Here is a 13728-nt window from a genome sequence, read left to right on the forward strand (position 1 = left end):
ACCACCGAAGCAGCTGTACTAGGAATCCCGACCGTTGCCAGGGAAAAACTTGCCAGTGTCTCCGCCATCTGAGCACCCCACCACCACATTCGGGCAGTGCGGGCTCCATGCCACCTTTCGGTGGATGGTGCTCCTTAGAAAGGAGGTGATCCAGCCGCACCTTCCGGTACGGCTACCTTGTTACGACTTCGTCCCAATCGCCAGCCCCACCTTCGACGGCTCCCTCCACAAGGGTTGGGCCACCGGCTTCGGGTGTTGCCGACTTTCGTGACGTGACGGGCGGTGTGTACAAGGCCCGGGAACGTATTCACCGCAGCGTTGCTGATCTGCGATTACTAGCGACTCCGACTTCACGGGGTCGAGTTGCAGACCCCGATCCGAACTGAGACCGGCTTTTTGGGATTCGCTCCACCTCACGGTATCGCAACCCATTGTACCGGCCATTGTAGCATGCGTGAAGCCCTGGACATAAGGGGCATGATGACTTGACGTCATCCCCACCTTCCTCCGAGTTGACCCCGGCAGTCTTCGATGAGTCCCCGCCATAACGCGCTGGCAACATCGAACGAGGGTTGCGCTCGTTGCGGGACTTAACCCAACATCTCACGACACGAGCTGACGACAGCCATGCACCACCTGTGACCGCCCCCGAAGGACCTCCCATCTCTGGAAGTTTTGCGGCCATGTCAAACCCAGGTAAGGTTCTTCGCGTTGCATCGAATTAATCCGCATGCTCCGCCGCTTGTGCGGGCCCCCGTCAATTCCTTTGAGTTTTAGCCTTGCGGCCGTACTCCCCAGGCGGGGCGCTTAATGCGTTAGCTGCGGCACAGGGAACCGGAGAGGCCCCCCACACCTAGCGCCCAACGTTTACAGCGTGGACTACCAGGGTATCTAATCCTGTTCGCTCCCCACGCTTTCGCTCCTCAGCGTCAGTATCGGCCCAGAGACCCGCCTTCGCCACCGGTGTTCCTCCTGATATCTGCGCATTTCACCGCTACACCAGGAATTCCAGTCTCCCCTACCGAACTCTAGCCTGCCCGTATCGACCGCAGGCTTGGGGTTGAGCCCCAAGTTTTCACGGTCGACGCGACAAGCCGCCTACGAGCTCTTTACGCCCAATAAATCCGGACAACGCTCGCACCCTACGTCTTACCGCGGCTGCTGGCACGTAGTTGGCCGGTGCTTCTTCTGCAGGTACCGTCACTTACGCTTCGTCCCTGCTGAAAGAGGTTTACAACCCGAAGGCCGTCATCCCTCACGCGGCGTCGCTGCATCAGGCTTCCGCCCATTGTGCAATATTCCCCACTGCTGCCTCCCGTAGGAGTCTGGGCCGTGTCTCAGTCCCAGTGTGGCCGGTCGCCCTCTCAGGCCGGCTACCCGTCGTCGCCTTGGTAGGCCATCACCCCACCAACAAGCTGATAGGCCGCGAGCCCATCCCAGGCCGAAAAACTTTCCACCAAACCCCATGCGGGGAAAGGTCATATCCGGTATTAGCCCCCGTTTCCGAGGGTTATCCCAAAGCCTAGGGCAGGTTACTCACGTGTTACTCACCCGTTCGCCGCTCGAGTACCCCGAAGGGCCTTTCCGCTCGACTTGCATGTGTTAAGCACGCCGCCAGCGTTCGTCCTGAGCCAGGATCAAACTCTCCAACAAAAACCTGTTGAACAGCAATCCCGACAACAAACAAATGTTGCCAAAGGAATCCCAACCAACCAAACCCGAAGACTCGGATTCGGCCAGTCCGGGGTATAAAACAATTGGCACTGGCTTTACAAGCACCCTGTTGAGTTCTCAAAGAACAACCACACACCAGCCAAACCACCGCACCAACGGCAACCCGACCGGGGTATTTCGTTCATCGCGCCCTGCGCTCTCGCGCCTGGCACTTTTACTACGTTACCTCACCGTCTTCCCCGTGTCAACCGGTGTGTCCCGGTGTGTCACGCTTCGTACGGCCTTGCTCCGCTGAGCGCACGCAGCGGCCAGCGCTGCGATTGATCATCGGATTTGGCAGAACCGGCCGCTGCGGTCTCCCGCATGCTCGCCCGGTGCTCTGCCGGTCGACAACCTTACCCGGTCGGCTCCGCCCGGCCAAATCCGCCCTACGGCGTTCGGCTGGCCCCGCCCGGACCGCGTCGTCCTGGAGATAGTGCCCCCGACGACCCGGTGCCACACATCGGATCCGGCCCCGGGGTTTTTCATCCCGTTTGCCCGTTCCGCGCTGGCAGAGAGAAAGTTACGCGGCCTCAGGTTTGATCGTCAAATCCGCTGGTCGTCGGCTTCCGCACCGCCCGGTTGACGCCTGCGGGACAGGCGACGGGCCGCCCGCCACCCCCGGACACCGAGCACACCGGCCGTCGAGCCGATGGCCAACGAGGCGACGATGAGCACCGCGTGGATCCAGAGGAATCCGGTCGGAGCACCCACGCCGACCGCGTCCCCCGACCAGGCCCGCGTGTCGTTCCAGATGGCGAGCCCGAACCTCGGCCAGATCACCCAGGTCCACACCCCGACGCCGACCAGGAACAACGACCAACCCCGCGACAACACCATGGTCGACGAGTATCCCAGCGCCCCGCCGCCTGCCGGCCCACCCCACTCCCGCCCACGACGGCGGTTCCCGGACCACACCGTGTTGATCAAGAAGTTCGCGTCACCCTCGGGGACATCTGTGACGCTAACCTTTTGATCAACACGGTCAAGCGGCGGCCGGGTGGTGGTCAGGCGGCGGTGGGGCCGGGTCGGGCCGGCCGGCCGGATCTGGCGGCCGGGTTTCCGCTGGTGGGGGTCGGGGCACCTGGTAGGGATCGACGACGAGGTGGAGGTGGCCCGGATGCAGCCGTTCAACCCGTGGGCGTGGCGTGACCCGGCGGCACTGGCCGGTGGATACGACCAGACCGAGCCGGGTGAGCGGCCCGACCGGGAGTCGCACGACGGACCGGACGCGCCCGGCCCGGGCACGCCGCTCGACCTGACCGGATACCGGGTGGAGGCGACCGACGGGCGGATCGGCGCGATCGACGAGGCGAGCGAGGACGCGGGTGCCCGCTGGCTGGTGGTGGACACCGGGCCGTGGATCTTCGGGCGGAAGGTCCTGCTGCCGGTCGGCACGGTGGCCCGGGTGGACCACGGGGACCGGGTGGTGCACGTCGACCGGAGCCGGGAACAGGTGAAGGACTCCCCGGCCTTCGGTCCCGGGGACGGTGCCCGGCCGGACTACCGCGACCAGGTCGGCGACTACTACGCGCAGAGCTACCGCCGGGGCTGACCGGCGGGAACCCCGGCGGCATCCGGGTGGGATCGAGACCCGTCGACGGGCACCGTGGTCGTTCCGGCGCCGGCGGGCCCGGCAACACGAGACCGGTCACGTCGCCGGCCGGGTCCGCCCGACGGGCACCCGCGGTGGACCGACCGGGACGGGACCGGACGCGCCCAGCAGAGCCGACCGGCCACGCCGGGACGGGACGCATCGGCAGGGCCACCGACCAGGACGGGAGGGTACGGAACGTGGCCAGCAGGGCCGACCGACGACGCGGGGACCGGACTGGCCAGGAGAACCGACCGGCCACGCCGGGACCGGACGCGGTCAGCAGGGCCGGCCAGTCACATCGGCGGTCCGGTAGGCTGCCGGCATGACCAGCGCGACCGCTCAGCACGCCCGGACGTCGTACGACGTCGTGGTCGGTGCGGAGCGACGCCGGCGATCCGTCGCCCGCCCGCGCTGACCCATTCCCTGCGACCGGCGGATCGAGCCGCCGGTCACCGCCGCTGTCCTCGGTCCGTCCGCAGGCTCCCCCGTCCGGGGATCCGCCTGGCTGACGGATCCGAGCAGATCGGCGTACCAATGGATCTTGAAAGGTTGCTCACCGACCGGCTGACGCCCGCGTTCGCCGCCGTGGCCGGCGAACCGGTCGCGCCCACCGTGCGGCGCTCGCCGCGGGCGGACTTCCAGTCCGACGCGGCGCTGGCACTGGCCCGGCGGCTCGGCCGGCCCCCGCGCGAGATCGCCCAGGCGGTGCTGGACCGCGCCGTTCTCGACGACGTCTGCGCGGTGGCGGAGGTCTCCGGCCCCGGCTTCGTCAACCTGACCCTGGCCGACGGGGCGCTGGCCGGGATGGTCGCCGCGCTCGCCGGCGACGAGCGGCTCGGGGTGCCGGTGACCGGCGAGCCCGAGACCGTGGTGGTCGACTACTCGGGGCCGAACGTGGCGAAGGAGATGCACGTCGGGCACCTGCGCTCGACCGTCATCGGCGACGCGGCCGTCCGGGTGCTGGGCTGGCTCGGGCACCGCGTCGTGCGGGTCAACCACCTGGGCGACTGGGGCACCCCGTTCGGGATGCTGATCGCGCACCTGGTGGACCTCGGTGAGGCGGAGGCGGCGCAGGAGCTGTCCATCGGCGACCTGGACGGGTTCTACCGGGCGGCCCGGTCGAAGTTCGACGCCGACCCGGCGTTCCGGGAACGCGCCCGGCAGCGGGTGGTCGCGTTGCAGGGCGGCGACCCGGAGACCCGCCGGCTGTGGCGGTTGCTGGTCGGGCAGTCCCAGCGGTACTTCCTGACCGTGTACGAGCTGCTCGATGTCACCCTGAGCGGGGAGGATTTCCGGGGCGAGAGCGCGTACAACGACCGGCTCGGCGCGGTGGTGACCGACCTCGACCGGCTCGGGTTGCTGACCGACAGCGCCGGGGCGACCTGCGTCTTCCCGCCCGGGTTCGTCGGACGCGACGGCGTCGGGCTGCCGTTGATCGTGCGCAAGGGCGACGGTGGATACGGGTATCCGGCGACGGACCTGGCGGCGCTACGGCAGCGCGTCGACGAGCTGGGCGCGACCCGGCTGCTCTACGTGGTGGGCCTGCCGCAGCGGCAGCACTTCGCGATGCTGTTCGCGGTGGCGGGGCAGGCGGGTTGGCTGCGTCCACCGGTCCGGGCCGAGCACCTGGGCTTCGGCTCCGTCCTGGGTCCGGACGGGCGGATGCTGCGCAGCCGGGCCGGCGGCTCGGTGAAGCTGGTCGACCTGCTGACGGAGGCGGTCACCCGGGCGACCGCGCTGGCCCGCACCCGCAACCCGGACCTGGACCAGGCGGCGGCCGAGATCGGTCGGGCCGTCGGCATCGGCGCGGTCAAGTACGCCGACCTGTCCACCGACCGGACCCGTGACTACGTGCTCGACTGGGAGCGGATGCTCGCCCTCGACGGCAACACCGCCCCCTACCTCCAGTACGCGTACACCCGGACCCGGTCGGTGCTGCGGCGCGCCGGTGCGGTGCCGGGGGCGGGGCGCGTGGTGCTGCTCGGTACCCCGGCGGAGCGGGCGTTGGCCGTCGAGCTGCTCGGGTTCGCCGGTGTCGTCCACGAGGTGGCCCGGACGGCGCAGTTCCACCACCTCGCCGGCTACCTGCACCGGCTGGCCACCAGGTTCAGCACGTTCTACGAGCGGTGTCCGGTGCTGCGGGCGGACGGGGAGCTGCGGGCGAGCCGGCTGCTGCTGACCGACCTGACGGGACGGACCCTGCGGCAGGGGCTGGACCTGCTCGGCATCCGGACGCTCGACCGGATGTGAGCGTCCGGATGTGAGCGCGACGCCGGGGCCGCGCCGGGTCGACCGGACGCGGCCCCGGCGGCTCAGGCGGCCGGACCGCGCAGCCCTTCGTAGTACGGCTTCATCGCCGGGTAGTAGTCGTCGAAACCGGCCTTCGGGGCGTCCGTCCCGGCGGCCACCAGCAGGTCGAGGTAGTACTCCCAGCCGGGGCCGATCTCGCCGACGTGCTCCTCGCCGTCGAGGTGGTGGGTGAACCGCAGCTCGGTGCGGCCGGCCGTCTCGGTGAGCAGCAGCTCGATCCGCCAGCCGCCCGACCCGTCGGCCGCCGACACGGCCAGGTGCCGGGGCGGCTCGCAGGTCTCGATCCGCAGCTCGGTCCACGGGGCGTCGTCCTCGAACACCATCTGCAACCGGATCGTCCGGCCGGGGCCGGCGTCACCCTCCCAGGGGCCGAACCAGCGGGCGGTGCGCTCGGGTTCGGTGACGCTCGCCCAGACGTCCGTGACGGGGGCGCGGAAGGTGCGTACCAGCACCAGGTCGGTGCCGGTGGCGGTGCGGAACAGCCGTCCGGTGGGGGTGCCTGTCACGCGGTTTCTCCTCTGGGTCGGTCCGCCTGGTCGTCGCGCGCGCGGCGCTCCCGGCGGGTGCGGTGGACCTCGGTCTCGAGCGCGTCGAGGTGCTGCGCCCAGCCGCATGGGCGGCGGAACCGGGCGAGCCAGTCGGCGAGCTCGGTGAACCGGTCGGCGTCGAGCCGGTAGCGCCGTTGCCGGCCCACCAGCTCGCTGCGGACCAGGCCGCTGTCCCGCAGCACCCGCAGGTGGCGGCTGACCGCCGGCCTGCTGATCGGGAACCGGTCGGCGATCTGCCCGGCGGGAAGGTCGCCGTCGCGTAGCAGCTCGAGGATGTGGCGACGCACCGGATCGGATATCGCCGCCGCCACCTCGTCCACCGGTGAAGCGTAACCTACAGGTTACGCTTTTGCCGGTCGGCCCCCACGGCTCAGCGCAACGGGGTGGGCGTCAGGCGCACCCCGGTGATCTCCTCGGAGCGGGCCCACAGATCGGCGGCGAGTTGCCGGTCGGTGGCGCGGCCGCGCAACGGCGCGAGGGTGGGCTCGGCGCGGCGGAAGCGCCGGCCGGGACCGATGTGCCGGCCGGTGGGCGCGGTCGGGACGGTCGCGGCGAAGAGCATCGGGGCGGCGGCCTCGTCGAGTGGGCGGCGCAGCGGAGCCGCGAGCACGGTCTCGATCCGGCGGGCGAGTGGCGGCAGGTCCCGGGAGAGCTCGGTCCTGGTCATCCCGGGGTGGGTGAGCAGGCTGCGTACCGGTGAGCCGGCGGCCCGCAGCCGGCGGTCGAGTTCCAGCCCGAACAGCACGTTGGCCAGCTTGGACGTGGCGTAGGCGCCGGCGGCGGAGTAGCGGCGTTCGGCGGCCAGGTCGGTCAGGTCGAGTCGGCCGAGCCGGTAGAGACCGGAGGAGACGGTGACCACGACCGGGTTGCGGCCGACGGTCAGGATGGGCAGCAGCCGGAGGGTGAGGGCGAAGTGCCCGAGGTGGTTGGTGGCGAACTGGCTCTCCACCCCCTGCGGGCTCAACCGTCGGGGGACGGTGCCGATGCCGGCGTTGTTGACCAGGGCGTCCACCGTGTCGACGTCGCGGTCGAGACCGTCGACGAAGGCGTGGACGGAATCCGGGTCGAGCAGGTTCAACCGGCGGACGACGAGATCGGCCCGGGGGTGGGCGTGGCGGAGCTCGGCCCGGACCCGGGCACCCTTGGCGGTGTCCCGGACGGCCATCACCACCCGACCACCCCGGGCGGCCAGGTGGCGGGTGATCGCCGTGCCGAGGCCGCTGCTGGCGCCGGTGACCACGAAGGTCCGGCCGGACTGGTCGGTGAGATCGGCGGTGGTCCAACCGGGTGCGCGGTGCATGGCAGGTGCCTTCCGACGGAAGAGTGGATTACCTATCCGATTCAAGCCCGGATTAAACGGATTGTCAATCCGATCGGATGGGCAATCCGCTGGGTTAGGCTGGCGCGGTGACGACGACACTGCGCGCGGACGCCGCACGCAACCGCGACCGGGTGCTGACCACCGCCCGTGCGCTGGTGGCGGAGCGTGACCTGTCGTTGCAGCTCAACGACATCGCCCGGCGGGCCGGGGTCGGGGTCGGCACCGTCTACCGGCACTTCCCGACCCGGCGCGCACTGCTGGAGGCGCTCGCCGCCGACGCCTTCGCCGCCCTGCTCGACCAGGCGCAGGCGGCGAACCGCGACGACGATCCGTGGGCGGGACTGCAACGGCTGCTGCGCAGCATCCTGCTCGGCCAGCTCACCGAGCCGACCCTCGCCGAAGTGCTCGCGACCAGCCCGGACGAGGACGCCACCGCACCGACCACGACCCGCCGGGCGGAGTTGGCCGCTCTGGCCGCGACCGTGCTGGAGCGGGCGACGCGGGCCGGTCAGCTACGCCCCGGACTCACCCTGGACGACCTGCAGCACCTGGTGTGCGGCACCGCGTTCGCCGCCCGGATCGCCGACGCGCCCGACGACCGGGTCGAGCTGTACCTGGCCGTGCTGCTCGCCGGCATCCGCGCACCCGACCAGGGGGTACCCCCGCCCGCCTAGCCCGGCCGGACGCAGGGGTCGGCCACCGTGGACGACGGGCTCTGCGCGGTCCGGCCGTCGACGGCGGTCACCCGCACGGTCCAGGTCACGGCGGACGCCCGGAGCTGACCCACTGTCACCCGGGCGGAGGAGCCGTCCACCGTCATCGCCCGGCTCGTCGGGACGCCCCCGGCGGGGGTGTACCGCACCTGCGCGCTGACCAGCGCACCGCTGCCGGTGGCCCGGACGACCAGGGCGTAGGCGTCCGTGCCGCAGCGGACGTGCGCGTCGGCCGACACCGTGAAGGGCGCGGCGAGCTGCGCACCCGTCGTCGGACGGGGAGCGGCCGGCGGCCGGGAGGGTACCGGCGTCGGGCCCGGGACGGCACCTGTCGTGGCACCTGTCGGTGCACCGGCGGACGCGGACGGGTCACCGGCACCGCTCGCGTCGGGCCCCGGGGTCGTCCGGGCCGAGGGAGCCGCGGTGGCGACGACGGACGGCGTCACCGCCGCCGCACCGGTGGGGACGCCCGACGTCACCGACACCTGCTCGGCGTCCCGCCCGGCCACCGACACCGCCCAGGTGCCGACCACCACCAGGAGCAGCAACAACCCGGCGGTCACGGCCATCCGCCGCCGACGCCGCCGGTCGCGGTCCCGGGTCGCGACGCCCGACGGCCGGGTCGCGGTGGAGGCCGCCGCGCCGGCCGGGGCCGCCGCGACGCCGGCCGGGTCCGACCCGCTCCGCCCGGCGGCTTCCGACCGACCGGCGACACCGGAGGACCCGACCGTCGACATCGGATCGGACGTCGACATCGGATCGGCCGGGGGCGTCGGATCATCGGGCGACGACGGACCGGCGGGCGACGACGGATCAGCGGACGACGACGGATCAGCGGACGACGACGGATCGGCCGGTGACGACGGATCGACGGGATCGGGACCGGCCGGCGGGGGCGGCCCGGCGGGGCCGTGGGCTGCGGTGGCGTCGCTCCCGACAGGGGGCCCGGACGGACCGGCGGCGGGACCGCTGCCGGCCGGCAGCTCGGCGGTGGCCTGCACGGCGGTGGAGCCCGCCTCGGCGAGACGCGACCACACCGTCTCGGCCACCGCCAGGAACCCCGGCGCGGTGTACGCGGTCAACAGCGCCGCCGGGTTGCACTGTTCGCGCCGCAGCAGCCCGCACCGCGCGCAGTCGTCGATGTGCCGGGCGAGCCGCTTGCGCAGGACCGGGGTGAGCTGGCCCTGCCAGTCGCCGAGCAGCTCGGCCAGGGCCGGGCAGTCCCGCGCCCCGCTGCGGGCGACGAGCAGCGTGCCGAGCGCCCGTTCGAGCTGCGAGCGGGCCCGGGACAGCCGGGCGTGCGCGTGGTTCGTGGGCACCCCCAGCGCCGTACCGATGTCGGCGGAGGAGAGGTCGTGGCGGATCGCCAGGTGCACCACCTCACGGTCGCCGGGGTTGAGTGCGTCGACCGCCAGGTGAACGAGGGCGCGTACCTGGTCGGCGTTGACCCCGGCAGCCGGGTCACCGGTGTCGGCCACCGGCTCGGCCGCCTCCGAGAGCGGCGCGGACCGGGCCCGTTCCCGCAACTGCCGCAGGCATTCGCTACGCACGATCGCGTACAGCCAGGAGCGCAGCCGGTCCGGGTCGCGGAGCTGGTCGATGCGCTGGCCGGCGGTGAGGAACGCGTCGTGGACGGCGTCCGCGGCGGCCTCCGGCTCGTGCAGCATCGTCCGGGCGTACGTGTAGAGCCGGTCGGCGTAGCGCCGGTAGATGCCCTCCAGGCCGATCCGGTCACCCCGCCGCAGTGCCTCGACGAGCGCCCGGTCGTCCTGCGCCATCACGTTCATCCGTGCCCCCACCGCTCGTCGACCGGTTCCAGTACAGCGAAGAAAAAATTCCCCGGGAAGTTTCTGTTGGCATGCCGACCCCGGCGCGCTCCTACCGGTGTCATCGCACCGCCGAACACCGGGAGACACCCATGACAACGACACGTTCCGCGACCCACCGGACCCGCGTCCGCCGGTACCTGACCACCGTAGTGGTGGCGACGCTCGCCGCCGGACTCGTCGCGACCACGGATGCCGGCGCCGCACCCACACCGGGTGGCCCGACCGGACGGGCCGACGCCACCGGCGCCGAGCCGCTGGCCTTCCGGGTCGACCCGGGCCTGGCCGCGCCCCGGCTGCGGCTCGACCCGGTCGGTCGGACCGGCACCGACCGGGAGATCGGCGTGGTGGCCGGGCCGGACGGGAAGCCCGCCGGCCTGGTCCTCGACGAGGTGATGGTGCGGACCGCCGGCCAGGCCGAGTTGGACGCCTTCCTGACCCGCTGGGGCGGCCAGGTGCTCGACTCCTTCGCACCCGACGCCGAGGGGCAGGACCACCTGGTCCGGGTGGACGTCGCCAAGGCCGACCCGGCCGGGCTGGTCGCCGACCTGCTCGCCGCCGAACCGCGCCAGTCCGGCGGATTCCGGGTCGGCGACGAGCGGGCGTTGCGCCTGCTCGCGCTGGCCGCCGCCGAGTGGCGGACGGGCACCGAGGTGGTCCTCGACTGGCTGGTGGAGCCGTCCGGTATCGCCGACGGCCAGGTCTTCGAGGCCCCGGACATCGGCAAGAACGTCTTCGACTGGTCGTTCATGCGGGCCGGCGGCGCGCTGGACGTCGGGGTCGCGCCGGCCTGGCAGCTGCTGGAGAGCAAGGGCAGGCTGACCAAGCAGGTGAAGTACCTGGTGCAGGACGGCGGGTTCCAGTTCAACTCCGACTTCCCGAGCAAGGTCTCCCTGCACACGGCGCAGTGGGGCGAGACCAACACCAACGACTGCACCGGCGGTACGCCCTGCCCGTGGCACGCCACCGACGTGGTGCTCGCCGCGATGGGCCGGGTCGACAACGACTACGGCACCGCCGGACCGGCCGGGCCGGTGGTGCAGGAACTGGTCGGCGTCCGTAACGGCATCGACTACTGGACGGTCCTGCGGCGGCTGGAGAAGGCCGCCGAGTCGACCCACCCGGACGTGGTCAACCTCAGCTTCACCCGGGACGTGAACCTCGGCGTCAGCCATGCCCGCACCTGGACCGACCGGAGGATGAAGCACGTCCGGGACACCGGCGCGCTGATCGTCGCCGCCGCCGGGAACAACGGCACCAACGTCGACGGCGACACCCTCTGGGTGCCCTGCGAGAGCACCCACGTGATGTGCGTGGGCGGGATGAACCCGAACGCGACCGTGTCCGGCGGGTCGAACTGGGGCACCAAGGACCTCACCACGTCGGTGGAGATCTACGGTCCGATGTGTGTGCCGGGGTTGACCGACCCGGGGACGCCTGCCGTCAACACCACGAAGACCACCTGCGGCACCAGTGTCGCCTCGCCGTTCGTGGGCGGGGTGGCCGCCCTGGTGATGGCCGCCGACCCGACGCTCACCTCCGAGCAGGTCCGCGAGATCCTCAACGACACCGCACACGTCGGCGGGCTGGGCGGCAAGGTGACCGGCAGCCAGCGGCGGATCAACGCGCTGGCCGCCGTCGCCGAGGCGCTGGGCGTGACCGTCGGCAAGCCGGCGGTGAGCATCAGCACCCCGAAGACCAAGCAGAAGTTCGCGGTGGGCCAGTCGGTCGACCTGTGGGGCACCGCGACCGACTTCCTGGGCAAGGAGATCCCGCTCACCTGGACCAGCAGCATCGACGGTGAGCTGGCGACCGGGTCGCAGACGTTCGTGCCGTCGCTGTCGGCCGGCACTCACGTCGTCACCGCCAGCGCCACCGACAGCCTGGGGCGTACCGGCTCGGCGTCGGTGACCGTCACGGTGGTGGACAGCCCGACGAAGGTCGCCATCATCTCGCCGCCGGCGGGGCTGACCCTCGTCGCGGGGCAGTCGGTCGGGCTGCTCGGCACCTCGAACGACCCGGACGAGTTCGGGCCGGTCCCCGACGCACAGGTGACCTGGACGGTGCGCCGGGGCGACACGGTGGTCCTGGAGAAGACCGGCCACCAGGCGGTGCTGCCGGCGAACGCGGTCACGCCGGGGGCGTACACGGTGACCTTCGCGACGGCCGGGTCCAGCGTGCAGCGCGCCTTCTCGGTCACCTCGGCCCCGGCCGGGCAGTCCCGGCCGACCGCCACGATCACCAAGCCGGCCACGGCGTTGGACCTGACCACGGTGGAGGCCGGCCCGAAGTCGGTCGCGCTCGCCGGGACCGGCACCGACGCCGAGGACGGCACGGTCGCGGGGACCCGCTTCCGGTGGACCGCGTACGGCGACGGTGGCGTCAAGCAGGTGCTGTGCCAGGGCGGCGGGGTGCCCACCGGCGAGCCGGTCGATGACAAGGGCACGCCGAAGAACTGTGCCTCGTTCACCGCGGCGCTGGCCCAGTTGACCAGCGGGACCGACACCACCACCTGGTCGGTGTGGTTGGAGGTCTTCGACGCGACGGGGCTGGTCGGCACGGATTCCGTGCCGGTCCGCATCCGGCACCTCGTCGGCTGACCGACCCGTTCCGGCGGGGGCCGGGCACCACCCGGCTCCCGCCCCGATCCGACCCTGACCGGGGACCGGCCGGTTCCCGGACCGTACACACTCAAGGAGAGCACATCATGCGTGGACAAACGTGGACGCGGCGGGCGGTCGCCCTGGGGGGTGCCCTGCTGAGCACGGTCGTGCTCGGGCAGGTCGCGCTCAGCGGGCCGGTGGCGGCGGTGCCCGGACTGCTGTTCCGCACGACGGTCGGGCCGAGCAACAGCGTCGCCAAGTCGCAGAACGCGGTCTGCCCGACCGGCACCACGGTCATCGGCGGTGGCGGCGCGGTCAGCGGGTCGGGTCTCGGCCAGGTGGGCATGGACATCGTGCAGCCGCTGGCCAACGCCGGGCTCTACTCGGTGACCGGCCGGGAGGACCCGAACGGTGTCGCCGGGAACTGGTCGCTCACCGCGAGTGCGATCTGCGCCCCGGCACCGTCGGGCCTGGAGGTGGTGACCGGCCACTCGGCGGTCAACTCGGTCAACCCGAAGTTCCTGGAGTTGTTCTGCCCGGTGGGCAAGCGGGCGATCGGCGGCGGTGGCGCGGCCGTCGGCTCGGGGGCGAGTGACGTGCTCCTGGAGGACCTGCGGATCGGTCAGAACAGCGTGACGGTGGCGGGGGTCGAGGCCGGCAACGCCTTCGCGGGCAGCTGGTCGGTGGACGCCTCGGTGATCTGTGTCGACCCGCTCCCCGGCGAGCAGCGGGTGATCGTGGACAGTGCCGACAACTCCACGGCCAGCCGTGCGATCACCGCCACCTGCCCGGCCGGCAAGCGCCTGCACGGGGTCGGCGGTGAGATCGTCGGTGGCGAGGGTCAGGTGCGACTGACCGAGATGCGGCCCACCTCGTCGACCACGGCGACCGTCCGCGCCGCCGAGGACGAGAACGGTTTCAGCGGCAACTGGAAGGTGCGCGCGTACGCCGTCTGCGCGACCTGAGCCGTCGACCGTCGCCCGCCCGGCCACCGGCTCCGCGACCCGTGCCGCCCGTCGGCGCGGGACCGCGGGGCCGGTGGTGTCGGTGGCGGCACCCCGGCCGTCGGAGGGCCGAGGGTTGTGTCGACCCCGGCC

The 13728-nt window shown here is 71.8% G+C and carries 10 protein-coding genes and 1 rRNA gene; 5 read left to right on the forward strand and 6 right to left on the reverse strand.

Annotated features, from left to right (window positions below; genetic code table 11):
- Positions 1 to 138: 138 nt before the first annotated feature.
- Positions 139 to 1653: ribosomal RNA gene (locus tag ACN268_RS20465) — 16S ribosomal RNA — on the reverse strand.
- Between the two features lie 606 nt (positions 1654 to 2259).
- Positions 2260 to 2553: an SCO4848 family membrane protein gene (locus ACN268_RS20470; RefSeq protein ID WP_421484573.1), complete on the reverse strand. Its 294-nt coding sequence runs from the start codon at positions 2551 to 2553 to the stop codon at positions 2260 to 2262.
- Positions 2554 to 2713: 160 nt separating this feature from the next.
- Between ACN268_RS20470 and ACN268_RS20475 the strand changes: the two genes are divergently transcribed.
- Both ACN268_RS20475 and argS read left to right on the forward strand, forming a co-directional pair.
- Complete coding sequence (locus ACN268_RS20475) at positions 2714 to 3268, forward strand: PRC-barrel domain-containing protein (protein WP_421484574.1); 555 nt, start codon at positions 2714 to 2716, stop codon at positions 3266 to 3268.
- Positions 3269 to 3844: 576 nt separating this feature from the next.
- Complete coding sequence (gene argS, locus ACN268_RS20480; protein WP_421484575.1) at positions 3845 to 5560, forward strand: arginine--tRNA ligase; 1716 nt, start codon at positions 3845 to 3847, stop codon at positions 5558 to 5560.
- Positions 5561 to 5622: 62 nt separating this feature from the next.
- Here the strand turns inward: argS and ACN268_RS20485 are convergent, their stop codons facing one another.
- From ACN268_RS20485 to ACN268_RS20495, 3 genes are read right to left on the reverse strand one after another with little or no spacing between them, the layout of a single operon-like run.
- Positions 5623 to 6126, reverse strand: a complete 504-nt coding sequence (locus tag ACN268_RS20485; RefSeq protein WP_421484576.1) for an SRPBCC family protein — start codon at positions 6124 to 6126, stop codon at positions 5623 to 5625.
- Entirely contained in the window at positions 6123 to 6488 is a 366-nt protein-coding gene (locus ACN268_RS20490) for a metalloregulator ArsR/SmtB family transcription factor (RefSeq protein WP_421484577.1), read from the reverse strand. Before ACN268_RS20490 ends, ACN268_RS20485 begins: the two co-directional genes overlap by 4 nt.
- 50 nt (positions 6489 to 6538) lie before the next feature.
- Positions 6539 to 7468 carry an SDR family NAD(P)-dependent oxidoreductase gene (locus tag ACN268_RS20495; RefSeq protein WP_421484578.1) on the reverse strand — a complete coding sequence of 310 codons (930 nt, stop codon included), beginning with the start codon at positions 7466 to 7468 and terminating at the stop codon, positions 6539 to 6541.
- A 107-nt stretch (positions 7469 to 7575) separates the two neighbouring features.
- On the opposite strand from ACN268_RS20495, the gene ACN268_RS20500 reads away from it, so the two are divergent.
- Positions 7576 to 8163, forward strand: coding sequence for a TetR/AcrR family transcriptional regulator (locus ACN268_RS20500; RefSeq protein WP_421484579.1), 588 nt, complete (start codon positions 7576 to 7578; stop codon positions 8161 to 8163).
- Here ACN268_RS20500 and ACN268_RS20505 read toward each other — a convergent pair.
- Positions 8160 to 9980, reverse strand: coding sequence for a sigma-70 family RNA polymerase sigma factor (locus ACN268_RS20505; protein ID WP_421484580.1), 1821 nt, complete (start codon positions 9978 to 9980; stop codon positions 8160 to 8162). The genes ACN268_RS20500 and ACN268_RS20505 overlap by 4 nt on opposite strands.
- A gap of 140 nt (positions 9981 to 10120) precedes the next feature.
- On the opposite strand from ACN268_RS20505, the gene ACN268_RS20510 reads away from it, so the two are divergent.
- Together ACN268_RS20510 and ACN268_RS20515 are read left to right on the forward strand one after the other, a co-directional pair.
- Positions 10121 to 12628, forward strand: a complete 2508-nt coding sequence (locus tag ACN268_RS20510; protein ID WP_421484581.1) for a S8 family serine peptidase — start codon at positions 10121 to 10123, stop codon at positions 12626 to 12628.
- Positions 12629 to 12735: 107 nt separating this feature from the next.
- The gene (locus ACN268_RS20515; protein WP_421484582.1) at positions 12736 to 13596 is read left to right on the forward strand and encodes a hypothetical protein; all 861 of its coding nucleotides are present in this window, start codon (positions 12736 to 12738) and stop codon (positions 13594 to 13596) included.
- The last annotated feature ends 132 nt before the right edge of the window (positions 13597 to 13728 follow it).

Source organism: Micromonospora sp. WMMD735, assembly GCF_049178995.1.
Lineage (GTDB): Bacteria > Actinomycetota > Actinomycetes > Mycobacteriales > Micromonosporaceae > Micromonospora > Micromonospora wenchangensis.

Coding starts and splice junctions, on each gene's coding strand:
- ACN268_RS20510 (WP_421484581.1), top strand. CDS start 10,121: ATGACAACGACACGTTCCGCGACCCACCGGACCCGCGTCCGCCGGTAC.
- ACN268_RS20515 (WP_421484582.1), top strand. CDS start 12,736: ATGCGTGGACAAACGTGGACGCGGCGGGCGGTCGCCCTGGGGGGTGCC.
- ACN268_RS20470 (WP_421484573.1), bottom strand. CDS start 2,553: ATGGTGTTGTCGCGGGGTTGGTCGTTGTTCCTGGTCGGCGTCGGGGTG.
- ACN268_RS20505 (WP_421484580.1), bottom strand. CDS start 9,980: ATGGCGCAGGACGACCGGGCGCTCGTCGAGGCACTGCGGCGGGGTGAC.
- ACN268_RS20495 (WP_421484578.1), bottom strand. CDS start 7,468: ATGCACCGCGCACCCGGTTGGACCACCGCCGATCTCACCGACCAGTCC.
- argS (WP_421484575.1), top strand. CDS start 3,845: ATGGATCTTGAAAGGTTGCTCACCGACCGGCTGACGCCCGCGTTCGCC.